Origin of the sequence: Pseudochrobactrum albidum (assembly GCF_051851455.1) — a bacterium.
GTDB lineage: Bacteria > Pseudomonadota > Alphaproteobacteria > Rhizobiales > Rhizobiaceae > Pseudochrobactrum.
On the sequence record NZ_JBPVTR010000024.1, the window covers coordinates 421,189 to 437,072 of the forward strand.

Consider the following 15,884-nt stretch of genomic DNA (forward strand, 5'->3'; position numbering starts at 1 on the left):
TCACAAAACTTGTAAGAAGTATACAGGTAAAATTCAGAGCAGACGCCGATAAACCGCCAAAGTCTGATCGGCAATTCCTGCCCAGCCATAGGTTTTAGCCACATCCGCACTTTGCTGTGCAGCCTGTTCGGCGCTGAAAGGCTGGTCAAGCTTGCCCGCCACTTGTGTTGCGAGCGCCTCAACATCACCTAAAGTAAAATAATCCGCTTTTGGCAATCCAACTTCCAGATTGGCAGTGATATTGCTGGCCAGCACCGGCAGCCCGTATCCCATGGCTTCCATCAGGGCAATGGGCATTCCCTCATGGCTTGATGGCAGCACAAATAAAGCCGCATGGCCAAACAACGCCGCCAGATCATCGCCCCGCTGCACGCCGGTTAACACCACACCGGGTGTATCATGTGCAAGTTTTTCCACCTGCCGGGCATAGGGCGATTGATGATCTGCCGCACCGACAAGCACCAGTTTCTTATCCCGGTGCAAGCCCGATGCCTGCATGGCAGCAAAGGCAGCAATAAGATCATGCTGGTTTTTCTCCGGCACAATACGTGCCACCATGATCACATATTTTTTGGCTTCCAGCCCGAATTTCTGCAATATATTGCTTTGCCCTGTATTGGCGCGCAGGGTTACGCCATTGGGCACAAATTGCACCGGCACATGGTAACGATCACTCATTGCCCTGGCGATATGACCGGAAACCGCAATGCGCTCACCGGCAAAACGCATGCCCGCCCATTCACCGGTTTTCAGCATTTTGCGCGCCAAGGTGCCCCATTTATCACGGTTATAATCAAACCCATGATGCGTGACGACAGTTTTAAGCCCCAGCAACCGTGCCAACGGGGTGAGCAAAGCAGGGCCGATTGCGTGAATATGCAAAATATCCGGCCTTTTGAAAGCCGCCACCAGCACGCCAAGAAATGTATGGGCGATTGCTTCAAATTTAGCGGAGACCGGCGCCCAGAGCGGGGTTACCTGCACGCCCTCCCATTGATAGGGTTTCTTTTGCGCCACATAGGGCTTGCGCGCCAAAACCTCGACATCCCAGCCTTTTTCAACAAAAACACGGGCAAGCTCCTCCACATGTTTTTCCACCCCGCCCTGTATTTGCGGCACGCCGCGCAGCCCCAGCATCATCACTTTAGGTTTTTGGTGTGCAGTCATGCGCCTACTCCAAGCGAGGCATATAGCTCGAGCATACGGTTGCGATAAGCAGAAGCGGAAAAATCGCTCAAGATCCATTCACGCCCCGTAAGCCCCATGGCCTTGCGCTGCGCATCGGGCAAAGCAGCCATGCGGCGCAATTGATCTGCCAGATCATCCGCATTGCCCGCTTCAGCAATCAGCCCCGTTTGCCCTTGCCGGATCATCTCGGGAATACCGCCAATGCGCGCCCCGATCACCGGTGTGCCAAGCGCATAAGCCTCCAGAATACTGACCGGCGCGTTCTCATACCATTCAGACGGCAGCACCAGCGCCCTTGCCTCGCCGATCAGGCGGTGCAGTTTTTCACCGGTTACATAGCCGGCAAAATCAACCGGCGCCTCAAGCTCTGCAGCCAGCGCCTTCAATTCTGCCTCATCAGGCCCTGTGCCTGCGACCACCAGTTTTACACCCGCTTTTGCCGCAGCGCGGATTAATGTGCCAAGCCCCTTTTCCGGTGCCAGACGACCGGCAAACAGAAAATAATCCTGCGCCTCATAAACCGGCTGCAAATGCCTGGTTTCAACAAAATTAGGAATATAGACCAGCTGTTCCTGCGGCCAGCCCCATTCAATCAGCTTTTCACGATAAAAACGGCTTGGCACAACAAAGCGGTCAACCTTATTGCGATAAAGCCCAAGCATGCGGTGGATTGCGGTTTCAACAAACACCAGACCGCTTAAAGGCAGCGAACCCTTGATACAGCGATTGGCAACAACATTGTAAATCCGCCCGCCTTTACATTGCTCACACACATGGCCATCCACCAGCATCTTATAAGCGGGGCAGGCCAGTTTAAGATCATGCACCGTCATCACCACCGGAATATTCTGCGCTTTCAGCGTGGCAAATATTGCTGGCGACAAATGGTGATAAACATTATGCGCATGGGCGATATCGGGCCTTGCAACCTCCAGCAAGCGGCTCAAATTCTGCTGCGCCTCGCGGGAATAAATGATTTTTGCCGCCTGACGCAGTTTTGTCAGTGCCGAGCTTTGCCGGCCATATTCAATTTCAGATACAAAATAACGCGCCCAGTCTGACGGCAGATTATCGGGATGCTGCATGGCAAAAGGCACAACATCCCAGCCGATTTCCTCAAACATACGGATATGATCAAGAAAAATCGCCTCTGCGCCGCCGCGCCGGTAGAAATAATTATTAATAGCCAGCAGACGTTGCGGCTTATGATCAGCTTTCATATCTCATCCTGTCACCAGCCTTGCGGCCAAACATCATATTTATGCCGGTTGCCGCTGCGTATAATAATCCAGCGCCTCATCAACCGTTAAAACCGTACAGCCACTATCAACTGTATGGCGTATAAGCTCTTCAAAATTTTCAGGTGTACAGCCATAGCTTGTGGGGTTTGCCGCCACATCATGGGTGAAAAAAATCAGCCAGCCCGGTTGCGCCTTCAGCGCATCAATCTGCTGTTTCAATTGCAGGCATTGCTCTTGCGGCCCGCCAATCTCCATACCATAGAGCATCTGCAGGCTAACGGCGCCGCGATTGATCCGGTTTTCACCCGCACGGCAGGAACGGTAATTGCGCGCCAGACATGCACGGGCAAAATATGAAACCGCATTATAGGGATAGGCAAAATTCAGCCTGCGCCCCTGCCCGTTTTGCACAGCGCCCAAAACACGGTTAAGAAACGCTTTGTTTTGCTCAATATCCTGCTGCAATTGCGCAAGACTGAGCCTTGCCGTATTGCGATGGGCAAAACTATGACACCCCACTTCATGGCCGCGTTGCGCTAAAGTGCGGATGCCCTGCTCATCAATCAGGCTGCGGTCAGTTTCCACCCGCCCCGCAAGGCCGCCGGCAATATAGAATGTGCCGCGCAATCCATATTTTTCCAAAAGCGCAGCCCCCTCGTGCAGGGCACTATCGGGCACATCATCAAAGGTAAAAGAAACAACCGGTTTATCCGCTGCCACATTGAATGTTCTGGCAGCAAGACGGCGCATGGCATATGCCTGTATTCGCCCTGCCCAATATTGCAATTTTTTCTTCACGTTTCAGGCCCCTTTGCGGCCAAGGCCGATCCAGCCGGTTGAGATTTTTTTTGTTGCACTGCCACCTTGCCTGCTGCAGCAAGCGGCACTGCCACCACTTGCAGCCGAAGGCCGAAGACAACCATCATCATGCTCATCCACAACAAACTGCCGGTTTCAAAAAACGCACTTTCAAGCGCGCTGCCAAACAATCCGTAAAGCCAGATGCGAACATAAAGCCGCACAAGGGGTGAATAGGCGTTTTTCCGGCTTATCCGCCCAATATAAAATAAAGGCATCAACAGAACCAGAAAGAATAACAGGATAAAACCGAATATTCCCAAGTTGATCAAAACATCAACCCAGGCATTGTGCCCGTTAAATGCTGTGGGCGCCCAGTTTTCAACCGTATCATTATGAACCAGCGCATCAGATAACCAGTAACCATGCAGACCATGCCCCAGAAAAGGCCTGTCGGCAATCGGCCGCACAGCCAGCCGCCAGATATCAGCGCGATTGGTAAAGGTCGGATCAACCCCAAGCGATTCCACAAAATCATAAACCGGCGGGAGCAATGCTGCCCCGACAGTCAGAAAATTCATCACAGCCACACCGCCAATCACGATCAGCCAGCGTGTCCAGCGCAATTTTTCAAAAACAAATGCAATCAATAATATCAGCGGAAACATCGCCGTGGAGGTTTTTCCCCCCGTATGTGTTAAAAAAAACACGGATAAAATCAGGATCAGCCAGCCTGCCAGCCGAAAGCCTTTATCCTTCACGTAAAAGGCATAAAAACCGCTGATAGCCATAGCCGCGGATGCAACATTTTTATGAATAAAATGGCCGCGCCAATTGCCCAGCAACTCATCGCCCAGCTGTGTTGAAAACTGGTGAATTGCCTGTGCCGGCTTGAATATAACACCAAAATAGGCAAAGCCCAGCATGATAAACAAGCCTGTTATCATCATTTTGGCAAATTGCTCTTCAGAGCGCGGCAGCAATAACATGACAGAGGCATTGATCATAAGAATTGCCGAAAGCACAAATTGCTTGAAAGCATCAAAAGGCTGCGGCGAAAATATCGCCGTCACAAATAGCCAGCCCAGCATCAGCCCTGTCAAAAGCCTTGGCTGCAGAATTAACGCCCTGCGCGGGCTATAAACAAAAAAACAAAACGCACCGCCAAGCAAAGCAATTGCAAAAAGCTGGTTCAGCAGATTAGGCGCTGACTCAACCGTTGCGGAGGCTGATTCCGGTGCATAGGGAGATACAGTCACCCATAAATAGAAAAACTGCATCATAAACAAAATGACTGCCAGAATATTTTTTATATCCGGCTGCACAGCGCCAGCCTGACCGGGCATATATACCGGCAGATCAGCTAATTTTCCGGCTCTTTTAGAGTGAAGATCAACCTGCAACAGAGACATGGCGACGCTGTCCGCGCATCAATCCGGCAAAACCAAGCATCATAGCCACGGCAACACCAATACAGCCGCCTGCAACTGCACCGCCAATGGCAAGCAGTGCCGTTCCCGGAGGCCAGGAGCGGCTTTTAGGCGGCAAGGCCGGCGAGACAATCCGGATATTGGTAGCGTCAATTTGCTGGCGCTGGGCAATTTCCTGCGCACGGGTCAGATAAGTCTGGTAAAGCGTTGTCTTTGCCTGACGATCCCGTTCCAGATCATTCAGCGTAACCTGCGCATCCGTATCCAGTGACACGACAGAACGCGCGCCTTCTGTCTGGCGGCGCAGCGATTCAACCACTGAATTTGCCTGATCAAGATCAAGCTTTGCCGCACGCAGAATGCGGTTTGTTTCCTGTGTGATCTGCGCCTGCAATCCGGCCAATTGGGATTGCGCGCTCACAAGCTCAGGGTAGCGGGGCCCGTAAGTCATGGCCATTGCATCCAGACGCTGCTTCAATGTTGCATATTGTGTGCGCAAGGCAGTCAGTGTGGGAGATTGCAGGGTGCTTGACGGGTCAAGCGCCTGATTTTTAGCACCAGTCAATTCATCATAGCGTGATTTGGCCTCGGCCTGACGTGTCAGGGCGCTGATAAGCTGGGTATTGATCTGGGTCAAAGACTGCGTGCTCACCAGCTCGCCATTTGTGCTGGCCTGCAACCCCTGTGCATTGCGGAATTGCGCCACTTTCATCTCGGCTTCTGTTGCAGCCTTTTTCAGCTCATCCAGCGGTTCAGCAAGAGCGCGGGCGGCACGGGCAGCTCCGTCCTGCTCATTCTGCGCCACCTCCTCCTGAAAGGCTGTCGCCATTGCATTGGCCAGCAGAACTGCCTTTTCAGGCTCATGCGCCCATACTGTTAAATTGATCAAGTAAGAGCGCTCCGGACGACGCGCGTCAACACGCGAGGATAATTCACGCAATGCCGCAATATTTTTCGCCTGTTGCGGATCAATACCAGCATCTGTTTTGGAAGAAGCTCCGAAAATTCCGCTCAAAAATCCGGCTTCAGTGCCATTAAATTCCGGATCGTCCTGCAATTTCAGCTCATCAACCACGCGCTGCAGCACATTGACGGCTGTCAGGATGCGCAATTTACTTTCCACATCCATCAACTGGCTTTCGGCCTGCATGCTGGGCATGTATACATCATTTGGCACAACCTGAAGATTGGAAGGAGAAACCAGAATATCTGTTGTGGCGCTAAAACGCGGCTTTGAAAACTTGCCATAACCAATACCGGCCGCGGCACCTAAAAGAGCCAGAAGCAAAATCAGCACCCAATAGCGCAATATCCAGCCAACCAGCGCGGTAAATGTTACCGAGGCCAGCCCCTCACTCAACATGACTGCCGGATCATTCACGCTTTCAACCTGATCATATGAACGGGCCTGCGCTGCTGTATAAGCCCGCGACTGACCTGCATAAGATTGCACTGCAGGATGAGAGCCCCGACTCTCGCCGGAGGTGGCCTTTGCCTTTTGTGCCAGTTCTTGCAAAGTATACATAGAGCGCTTCACTATCGTGATCAGTTTGACATTACCAGATTTATCATTGCCGGAGCATTTTACCCTGAATCCAGCCCTGTCAGACGGGTTCGAAATCACCGCGGATCAGTGCAACACAATCCTGTGCATGCCCCGATAATATGTTTAAAAAAAAATGGTTAACAAATAGGGTATATTGGGATTTTCCTGAATTTATAATTTACTTCATGTGTATTCAAATATTAGTAATATAAGCGGTAAATATTATATTTTTTCTAAAATTTACCTTTGTAAAACGGTTTCAATTGTCGGCTAAATATTCTAGAGCGGTTTATATCCAAAGAGGTTACGGGGCATAAAGAGAATGAAGAATATGGAATTGAAGGATGGCAGTTTGCTTGCACGGGTTCGCCATTATCTTCCTTCTCTCCTTTCCTATATGGCCTCCAGCGGCAGCCTGATTTTGGCAAGCGCAGCTCAGCTTGTTACCTTTGCCGTACTTGCGCGCTTTCTCGGTGCATCAGAATTTGGCCTGTTTATCACCATCATGGCGGTTACCAGCATAGCAGTTCATGTCTGTGGTATGGGCGGGGCGGAATGTCTGCTGCGCCGTGTTGCGCAGAACAAAGCCATATATCCGGCTATGCTCGGGCATAATCTCATTCTTATCACGATCAGCGGCGCATTGCTGGTGGCTGCCGGTATGATTATTTTACCCTTCTGGATTACATTTTCTGATGATCCGGTTACCAGCAATACAGATATGTTTCTTTATCTTATTACCAATATTGTATTGCTGCGCCTTATCCTACTGGTAGAGGCAATCTATATCGGCCACAGCAATTTCAAGGCTGCCAATCTCTCTGTTGTCGGCTTTGCCTTTGCTCGTACATTGGCGGCAATATTTGGTTGCGTGGTTTTTGGTGTCAGCACGATTCATGGCTGGGCATGGTGGCAGTTTTTCTGCCATTTGCTGGTTTTGCTGGTCTATTGGGCAATATTACTGCGCCTTGGCAAACCGCAATTTCGTCTGGTGCGGGAAGAGATAAAACTTGGCATTTTCTTCGCAACACCGTTTATTTTCCGCTCCCTGCGCCAGAATATAGATTTATTGCTGCTCGGCCTGTTGCTCTCCCCTGCCATTATCGGCAGTTATGGTGTTGCAAGGCGCATTGTTGACAGCAGCTATCTTAATATTGACGCTATGAACCGGCTGCTTTATCCGCGGCTGGCACGGCTGAGCGCCAACGGGATCGACAAAGCCTGGCCTCTGGCAAAAAAGGCGTTGTTTATTGCGCTTGGCATCGCCTTTTTTACCGCAATTGTTATTTACTGCCTTGCCCCTTATCTGCCGCTGATCTTCGGTCATGAATATCAGCTGATGGTCTATTTCACACAGATCCTGTGCTGGGTAATCATACCTTATGCGCTCTGGTCAATCGGGGTTGAAACCATGGGCGCAGCCGGCGAACATGGCTATCGCGCGGTTATTCTCAATATTGGCAATCTGCTAGGCGCGCCGGTTCTGGCGCTTGCCACATGGGCAATGCCGCCGCAGGGTACATTTATTTCAATCTATCTGATTGAATTTGCAATCGCTGCCGCTGTCTGGTGGATGTTGCGCCGGCTGATCCGCCGGCAAACAACAAGTGCGCGTTAAAATGTTTTAACAGACTGACAAAACCTTATGCGTGGCAGAACCGGCACTTCCAGGCTGGTTTCACCCTGATCAGGATGCCTGTTCCGGCTTATGAATGATCTTGCTTTCAATAGTGGCTGCCGGATCAATCCGTGGTGAAAAGAAACCCAGCGGCAAGGCGGCGGCATGAAAAAACCACGCCACTACCGAATAAAGACCAATTTGCAAATTCTTATGCCTGATACCCATTAACAGCACAGCACCGATCAGCCAGCACAGGTCAATCAGCAATGCAAGCCTGATATCCGAAATTAGAACCAGCACCATGATCATGGCAAAAATCCAGCCATAAACCATCATCCACAAGCGCAATTCAGGTAATTCAGCAAAAAGATTTTTCAAATATGGCTTGCCGACAGCGCCACGCAATAACTCACCAATACCACGGATATATTTTGACCGCCAACGCCTGACAAGAAGGTTATAGGCATTCACCTCATGACCGGTATGATAAACAAAGCGCCGGTCAAGACGGTATAATGTCCAGCCTTTTGTGCGCAGACGCACCCCAAGATCATATTCCTCATAGGAATGCAGATTACGATCAGAAAAATATCCTGCTTCCTCAATCGCCTCACGCCTGTAGAGGCCGCCACAATTGATGCGGTCCACCACGCCCACACCTTTATAGGCCACCTTCACCTGATCACGGCGCACATATTCCAAACTGTCCTGATTTTGCTCAACAACATGGCCGGCAACACCGGCAACACGCGGATTTTCCTGCAAAAACTGCATTGCAGGCTTGATAAAATCAGGCGCAATTTCCATATCGCCGTCAATCAGGCAAATATAAGGATAGCGGCTATATTGAAAGCCCAATTGCGGCCCCAGCCCGCAACTGGGCTTTGCCGGTGCTTCAATCTGCGCAATGATAATCGGATATTGACGGGCAATCTCAACAGTTTTGTCACTGGAGCCGCTATCAGCCAGAATAACCTCGCCCTGCCCGTCCGGCAAAGCCGCCAGAGCGCTCTCAATCGCCGCTGCAATCCGCCGCTCTTCATTCAGCGCCTTAATAATGATTGAGACCGTCATTCTAACCTCTGCCTGCCTGATCATTACAATTTTCAGCCGCATATAGGCACAAGAATGATAAAATACAATTAATAATGACCGGAAGTATAAATCTATAATATTTTACTTTACTTATATACACGCAAAAATATATAAATATTAACTCAGGATTTACCTTTTCTGTAAATTATTAAGGTAATTATGTCATATATAATTTTCTCTAAGAGATTATTTACACAATTGCGTCAGCGTACCCTTGTTCGCGACGGATGATTGTATCTGCGGCGCTTTGGCCTTCTCAATTATCAATGGAGCGGGATAAATAATATGGCATTTTCCGGTTCAGCACGGCTTCTTGTTAATGAGATGAATATCAGCCTGACCAAGGCTATGGGCATGCCTGAGAAAAACCGCAGCACTCCAACCGGCAATCCGCTTGTATTGCTTTATACCCGCTACAATATCCGTTGTTATCACAAGGCGGATGATGTTTCTGCCGAATGGCCTTCCGCACAAAAAGACGCCCCCGGAAAGCTCCAAACGCATACCAGCCCCAATTATCATATTTTTCAGACCACAACTTTTCTGAAAATATGGGAACAAACCTATGCACCTGTTCTAAAAGCACAATTATGCCTTATTGAAGTACGCACAGAAGATGGCCTGCCGGTTATTTTTCTGCCGCTCGCCATTTTTAAACGCAATGGCGTCAAGATACTTTCCTTCACCGATCAGGGCGTTGCCGATTATAATGCGCCCATTATATTTTCCTGCGGCATAGAATGGACGCGTTTGCAGGCTGAAAATCTGTGGCAGCAAATTATCAAAGCCCTGCCGCCTTTTGATTTTGCTGATTTCAATAATATGCCGGAAAAACTGGGCAAGCTGCATAATCCGTTGTTCTTATTGGCAAACCATAATAATGGCGCCAACAGCCATGCCACTGTTCTGACCCATGATTGGGAGCGCATTGAACAAAGCCTTGTGCGCCCCAAGGCACTGCGCCGCAAATTGCGCAATCTTGAAAAAATCGGCCGATGTGAATTTGTGGTGGCACAAAGTGATGCCGAGCGGCAAAATTTCCTGAATTTTATGCTTGAGGCAAAACAACAGCGTTTTATAGCAACGCAAGTCCCCGGCTTTGAACAATATCCGGAAAAACGCCATTATTTCATCGCGGCCACACAGGCTTTTCATGATGCCGGCGTGTTACATTTCTCGGCACTCAAACTGGATGGCGAAATTATTGCCACTATGTGGGGCTTAGTCAGCGGCCCGCATTATTACGGCATTATGATTGCCTCTGATCTGCAAGGCTGGGCCAAATATTCGCCCGGTCATATTCTGCATTATTTGTTGCTTAAAGACCTGAAAAAACAAGGCTATGATTGCCTGGATCTTGGTGTTGGCGATGAAGAGTGGAAATTGCGCAATTGCAATCTGACTATTCCGCTGATGCGCATGGTATTATGCAACAGTTTGAAAGGCAAAATCTATTATATACGCCAAAGGTCTATGGCTGCGCTGCGCGCAACATCGCTCTGGCAGAAAATACGGCCGTTCAAATGGCGGATCATACGGTTTTTTCAGTATAAGTGAGTTTGCCCTGCATTTTGCGCCGGAATTGCCGGTTTTCAATTACCGGTAAAAACAGCCGTAAAGACCGAACCCTTCCCCAATTGTGAACGGATAATTAAACGGCCGCGATGACGGGTAAGGATATGTTTGACAATTGCCAGCCCCAGCCCCGTACCTTTATGAGAGCGGCTGCTGTCCACATCCACACGATAAAAACGCTCAGTCAGACGCGGGATATGCTCCGCGGGAATGCCGGGGCCGAAATCCTCGACACGAACGGAAAAGCCGCGCATATTCTCCGCTTCATTAGGTATCGGTTTATTGTCATACTCATCCAGCGTTACCACAACACGCTTGCCTGACTGGCCGTATTTGCAGGCATTTTCAATCAAATTTTGAAATACCTGAATAAGCTCATCCTTATCCCCCGGTAGCCAGACAGGATGATCCGGCTTTGTCCACTCAATGCGCACACCAGCCTCAGTGGCCATTGGCGAGAGTGTTTCAACAACATGGCTCAGGATCAGACCAATATCCACCCGCTCTTTTAAAGGAATAGCCGCTTTCATCTCCAAGCGCGACAGAGACAGAAGATCATCAATGAGACGCGACATGCGGTCTGCCTGCTTTTGCATAACTCCTAAAAAGCGATCACGTGCAGCAGCATCATCCCTTGCAGCCCCCTGCAAAGTCTCGATAAACCCGCGCAAAGATGCCAGGGGCGTGCGCAATTCATGGCTGGCATTGGCAATAAAATCCGCGCGCATCCGGTCAATACGGCGCAGATCTGTTTGATCCCGAAATATAAGAATGAAACAATCCGCTTCGCCCTCAGCCGTTTCAAATGTCATGACCGATGCACGATACCAGCGCTCCAGCGGCAGGCGTTCCAGATAATCTGTAGATCGCGCCTGACCATCCGCAAGAATGCCCTGTATAAGCGCATGCATTTCCGGTGAACGAAAACACAAATATAAGGATGTATCACGTGCAAGCGGCGGAAAAGCCTCCCGCGCAGCATGATTGATGTAAAGAATTGTGCCATCAGCATCAAAAAGCACCAGTGGATCCGGCAAAAAATCGGCAAGCCGCTCTCCGGAAAGGCGTGATAAAGGCCCATCCCCTTTGCCGGTTTTAACGGCAACAGCAACCGGTTGCGGGGCACTGAGCCCCATGGCAACAGCCAGCGTTCCATACAACAAGCAACAGATAATCAGCGCAATGAGAAGCGAAACGCCCCAATAAAGCAACAACAATAATAGCGGGAACAAGATAAACAGCGAAGGCACGCAACGGCGCATATGATTGATAAGGCTGCGTAATCTGCCCTGCCGCATTTCCCCGTCCCCAATATTTGCCACTGCAGGCGCAGTGTGCCCATTATATTGTTTTTGACCTGTTGCCATCTATCTGCAAATTGCCCTTACATCTGCCATCCTGCCCTTACATTTGTCATCTTGCATGTATGCAGGCAGTGCGTTACGCCTCAATCCCTTATAACGAGGCTGGTTGTGACGCCAGATTATTTTGCCGCCAAAAGAAATAAATCCGGCTAAAATCGCGCCCGTCTATCAGCCCTCCCGCATAAGAAACAGAGGCAAAGCCAAATCCAAACTGGTAAGATTTTAGCAATTATCAGTGATTTGCATTACCGGCTTGTGACAAGGATGAAAATGTCTGTTTTCTCAAGCAGGATTGCCCTAAAGAACGGGCAGCAAATGGCGCAAGCTTATGCTTTTCCGGTGTGGGCTCAAAAAAACGGCTTGGGAAATGCGGTGTCTTTTCCCAATGATGCGGCGCTGTAAACATTTGATATAATGCACGCCATGACGCCACAGATAATAATACCCAATAAAATGGAACACCCCAGAGATAAAAATAGCGGTGTTTTTCTTCATGGCGCAGCGTTTTCCGGCATAAAATATGAAACCCCAGATAGGCTGTTATCAAGTTCATGCCATTAAAAATCAGCATAGCTGCTGCCGCCTGATTATCAGGATCTTCAGCCACAAGAACACCGCCCCAGAACAGGCTGAGCAACATAAAGGGGTGTAAAAGCGCAGAAAGCAGCAAGCCGGTTGTATAAAGAAAATAAAGGCTGAAACGTGCCATACCAATCTGACGGCAGGTTTTTAGCGGTGCCCGCATATGCACAAGCCATGTCTGCATCCAGCCTTTAAACCAGCGCGTGCGTTGTGTTTTCCAGTCTTTGTAGTTTTCAGGTGCATCTTCAATTGTCGGGCGGTTGATTACCCCCACCTGATAACCAAAACGCGCCAGCCGCATCCCCAGATCCGCGTCCTCTGTGACATTGAAACTGTCCCAGCCGCCCACTTTACGCAACACATCCCGGCGCAGATGGTTGGATGTGCCGCCAAGCGGCATAACAGCGCCGCGCCGGCCAAACCATGGCAAAAGCCCGCGAAACAAACCGGCATATTCAAATGAAAAATAACGTGTCAGATAATTAACCTGAAAATTACTGATCACCAGCGGCGCCTGCACACATGCAAGCCGCGCAGAACCGCTTCTGAATGCCTGCCATGCCTCCAGAAGCTGATCACGGTGCGGCCTGTCCTCAGCGTCATACACAACAACAAAGGCACCACGGGCAAATTGCAAGGCATAATTCAAGGCTTTGGGCTTGGTGCGCGGGCCTATTGCCGGTACTTTGAGAACCTCAAAATGCGGCGGCAGTTTCTGTCTGGCCAGTGCGGCCAATGTGGCACTGTCATCGGCCTCACAAACCAGCTTGATATCCAGCTTGGTAACAGGCCAATGAAGCGCCATTAAAGAGCGCACAATCTGCGGTACCACGCCAGCCTCTTTATACAGAGGCACCAAAACCGTATAGACCGGCAACTCCTGCAGGCTGTAAAGTGGTAATGCGTCTATATACAAGGGCCGCGCGCAAAAAGCGGCACATAAACGGATTGCCACACAGGCGAAAAAAAATGGCGTCAGTACCCAATATAGCAATGGAAAATATGCGCCGCCCTGTGTGAGAAACAGCCATAACAGACCTACAAGCAACAAGCCAAAGCAGAAGCCCTGCCAGCCATTGAGCACAAAACGCGCAGAAAGATGCTGCGGGGTCATGGCCTGCGCATGGCCGGCTGCTGCCTTGCCATAACGATGATGCAAAAGTGCTACCAGAATTGACGGCGGACATAATCTGAAACGGTCACGCATTTGCGGATATTGTTTTAAATAAAGTTTCAGCAACGCCAGTTCTTTTATATCCGGCGCCATATAAAGCAGGCTGCGCCCCCCGGCACCGGCAACAAGAACATGGCGTATATTGCCAAGACGCGCAGGCCCGTCGAATGGCCGCAGCAATATATTTTCCGCCCGTGGCGCCTCATCATAGATCAGTCCCGTTTCCTCAGCCCACAAGCTGTAAAGCTGCCTTTCCGACACGGCTCCGCGATGTATCAGCTCGTCATTAAAAGACGTGTGGTGCCTGACAGCGCCAGAAAAAGCGGCAATAATATCACTTTTACAAATTCCGGCCGCAACCAGCCGCGCAGAAAAAGCAGCGCAAAGCCTTATAGACGGCTGAGAAAACAAGATATGGGTCGTCATTCCGCCCCTCAGGAAATAACCGGCCGGTCTTAATTTCTACAGGCATTTTACACAGCATGCTATTCAGAACGTCTCTTATAAAGGATTCTGAATTTAATTAATTTTACATATAATAATTCGACATTTATCGCAAAATTAATAATAATACTAAAAATATTAAAATATCAACTGTAAAAAATACATTATACACTTCTTTGAACATCAACAATATTAAAATTAAAACAAAATTATAAAGTATATTATTATAATATATTATTTATTTTATTTTAAATGAAGAAAATTTATAATCACATCACGCGCTAAAAATGCCTTGCCCGCTCCGGTTAAATAAAATCGCTGGAACCGCTCTTAAATATTTGTTTTAACAGATTGGGTAAATGCCAAACCGCTTCACATTTCAGGTCACAATGCTCTAGTAAAGATGGCGCGTAGAATCATGTCTCTCCGGCGCATAGCTGCAAGCCTGCATATTTATGCAAGATATATTGCACTCACATTGCTTCTCAGCAATGTGATGGCGCAGGCCGCGCCGCCACGTCTGGCAAGTGACAATCAAAAACCGGCCAGATCGGATATTTCACAAAGAAGCCAGATTCGTTTTATCACCGGAACGGATTTTTTCCCCTTCAACACTCTCTCCGGTCAGGGGCGTCTGAGCGGCTATAATATTGATCTGGTTCGCGCAATTTGTCAGGAATTATCTGCCACCAATCGTTGCCAGATTGAAGCCCGCCCCTGGGATGAACTTTTGCCGGCACTGCGCAATAATGAGGCAGATGCGTTGATTGCCGGCCTGATGCCTGACCGCGAAAAGCGGATAAGTTTCAGTTTTACCCGCCCCTATTTCAGCCTGCCTGCCCGCTTTATAGCCCCAAAGCAGAATAAGATGACAGATAGCGCTTTTTCACCTGATGCCAAGGCAACCGGTGTTTTGGCCGGCACAGCCCATGAAGCCTTATTGAAGAGCTATTTTCCCAAGGCAAAAGCTGTGCCCTATAAAAACCAAACGCAGATGTATAACGATCTGCGTAATGGCAGGCTGCAATTGATTTTTGGCGATGCTATGAGCCTCTCCCTGCAGATGAACCCCGCCCGCATAAAACAGAACAGCAACAAGCTTGAAGGCGATAAAGAAAAGGATATAGCAGAGGATTTATCCTGCTGTCATTTTGTCGGCGGCGCTTATCCGGCGCCGGAATTTCTTGGCAAGGGAATGGCAATTGCGCTGCGCAAACAGGATGATGATCTGCGCATTGCTTTCAACAATGCGCTTAATGCGCTGGAGCGCAAGGGCGTGCTTGATGATTTATATCTGCGCTATTTTCCGGTAGATTTTTACTAATCATAATACCGGCTGCAACAGGCTGAAAATTACAATTTACGGTAACGCACACGTGCGCTGCGCTCAATGGCAGCAACACTCAGCTCATCCAGATTCCACAGATCACGCATTAATTGCAAAAAAGCCAGCTCTTCCTGTTCCACATGCAAATCAGCCGCAGCCACCTCTACCGCCAGCGCATAGGCTGTTTCATAGAGTTTTTCCGGCAATGCCTGGTGAGCAATATCCAGAATGCGGTCAAGCCCGTCATCCTTTGTAAGAAGCTCATAGCATCGCTCTGCAATTTCCGGAACTTTATCAGCATCAAATCCGGTGAAAACCGGCAGACGGCGCATAAGATTACCGATAGAGGATAATTCCGCATCTGTCATCCGCGTATCTGCAGCTGATACTGTTACCATAATATAGATCAGAGCTTCCTGCGGTGTAATTTTCATTATCAGAACTCCTGCAACGGCTTTTTCATTATGCAGACCCTAGCAGCCATGATTTAACAAGTGCT

At 49.3% G+C, this 15,884-nt stretch carries 12 protein-coding genes; 3 read left to right on the top strand and 9 right to left on the bottom strand.

All coding sequences use genetic code 11. From position 1 onward, the window contains the following. Positions 1-33: 33 nt before the first annotated feature. Genes ACSTTO_RS13055 through ACSTTO_RS13075 form a run of 5 tightly spaced genes read right to left on the bottom strand, consistent with a single transcriptional unit; the run spans position 34 to position 6,182 of the window. Positions 34-1,167 (bottom strand): glycosyltransferase family 4 protein, encoded by a 1,134-nt coding sequence (locus ACSTTO_RS13055; RefSeq protein ID WP_439273659.1) that lies wholly within the window; start codon positions 1,165-1,167, stop codon positions 34-36. Next, the gene (locus tag ACSTTO_RS13060) at positions 1,164-2,408 is read right to left on the bottom strand and encodes a glycosyltransferase family 4 protein (protein ID WP_439273661.1); all 1,245 of its coding nucleotides are present in this window, start codon (positions 2,406-2,408) and stop codon (positions 1,164-1,166) included. Before ACSTTO_RS13060 ends, ACSTTO_RS13055 begins: the two co-directional genes overlap by 4 nt. A 39-nt stretch (positions 2,409-2,447) precedes the next feature. Next, positions 2,448-3,227 carry a polysaccharide deacetylase family protein gene (locus ACSTTO_RS13065; protein WP_439273663.1) on the bottom strand — a complete coding sequence of 260 codons (780 nt, stop codon included), beginning with the start codon at positions 3,225-3,227 and terminating at the stop codon, positions 2,448-2,450. Further along, complete coding sequence (locus ACSTTO_RS13070; protein ID WP_439273664.1) at positions 3,224-4,639, bottom strand: O-antigen ligase family protein; 1,416 nt, start codon at positions 4,637-4,639, stop codon at positions 3,224-3,226. Before ACSTTO_RS13070 ends, ACSTTO_RS13065 begins: the two co-directional genes overlap by 4 nt. Then, positions 4,620-6,182, bottom strand: a complete 1,563-nt coding sequence (locus ACSTTO_RS13075; RefSeq protein WP_439273665.1) for a GumC family protein — start codon at positions 6,180-6,182, stop codon at positions 4,620-4,622. The genes ACSTTO_RS13070 and ACSTTO_RS13075 overlap by 20 nt, the downstream gene beginning before the upstream one ends. Before the next feature lie 343 nt (positions 6,183-6,525). Between ACSTTO_RS13075 and ACSTTO_RS13080 the strand changes: the two genes are divergently transcribed. After that, positions 6,526-7,821 carry a lipopolysaccharide biosynthesis protein gene (locus ACSTTO_RS13080; protein WP_439273667.1) on the top strand — a complete coding sequence of 432 codons (1,296 nt, stop codon included), beginning with the start codon at positions 6,526-6,528 and terminating at the stop codon, positions 7,819-7,821. A gap of 69 nt (positions 7,822-7,890) precedes the next feature. On the opposite strand, the gene ACSTTO_RS13085 is transcribed toward ACSTTO_RS13080, so the two are convergent. After that, positions 7,891-8,898: a glycosyltransferase family 2 protein gene (locus ACSTTO_RS13085; RefSeq protein WP_439273668.1), complete on the bottom strand. Its 1,008-nt coding sequence runs from the start codon at positions 8,896-8,898 to the stop codon at positions 7,891-7,893. Positions 8,899-9,204: 306 nt separating this feature from the next. Between ACSTTO_RS13085 and ACSTTO_RS13090 the strand changes: the two genes are divergently transcribed. Then, positions 9,205-10,476 carry a GNAT family N-acetyltransferase gene (locus tag ACSTTO_RS13090; RefSeq protein WP_439273669.1) on the top strand — a complete coding sequence of 424 codons (1,272 nt, stop codon included), beginning with the start codon at positions 9,205-9,207 and terminating at the stop codon, positions 10,474-10,476. A 35-nt stretch (positions 10,477-10,511) separates the two neighbouring features. Here the strand turns inward: ACSTTO_RS13090 and ACSTTO_RS13095 are convergent, their stop codons facing one another. Both ACSTTO_RS13095 and ACSTTO_RS13100 read right to left on the bottom strand, forming a co-directional pair. Continuing rightward, positions 10,512-11,792 (bottom strand): ATP-binding protein, encoded by a 1,281-nt coding sequence (locus ACSTTO_RS13095; protein ID WP_439273825.1) that lies wholly within the window; start codon positions 11,790-11,792, stop codon positions 10,512-10,514. 298 nt (positions 11,793-12,090) lie between these two features. Then, on the bottom strand, positions 12,091-14,040 hold the full coding sequence (locus ACSTTO_RS13100; RefSeq protein WP_439273671.1) for a glycosyltransferase family 2 protein: 1,950 nt from the start codon (positions 14,038-14,040) through the stop codon (positions 12,091-12,093). A gap of 421 nt (positions 14,041-14,461) precedes the next feature. Here ACSTTO_RS13100 and ACSTTO_RS13105 point away from each other — a divergent pair, with 421 nt between their 5' ends. Further along, on the top strand, positions 14,462-15,382 hold the full coding sequence (locus ACSTTO_RS13105) for a transporter substrate-binding domain-containing protein (protein ID WP_439273673.1): 921 nt from the start codon (positions 14,462-14,464) through the stop codon (positions 15,380-15,382). Positions 15,383-15,411: 29 nt separating this feature from the next. On the opposite strand, the gene ACSTTO_RS13110 is transcribed toward ACSTTO_RS13105, so the two are convergent. Then, a complete protein-coding gene (locus tag ACSTTO_RS13110) occupies positions 15,412-15,822 on the bottom strand; it encodes a tellurite resistance TerB family protein (RefSeq protein WP_439273826.1) in 411 nt (136 codons plus the stop codon). Positions 15,823-15,884 lie beyond the last annotated feature (62 nt).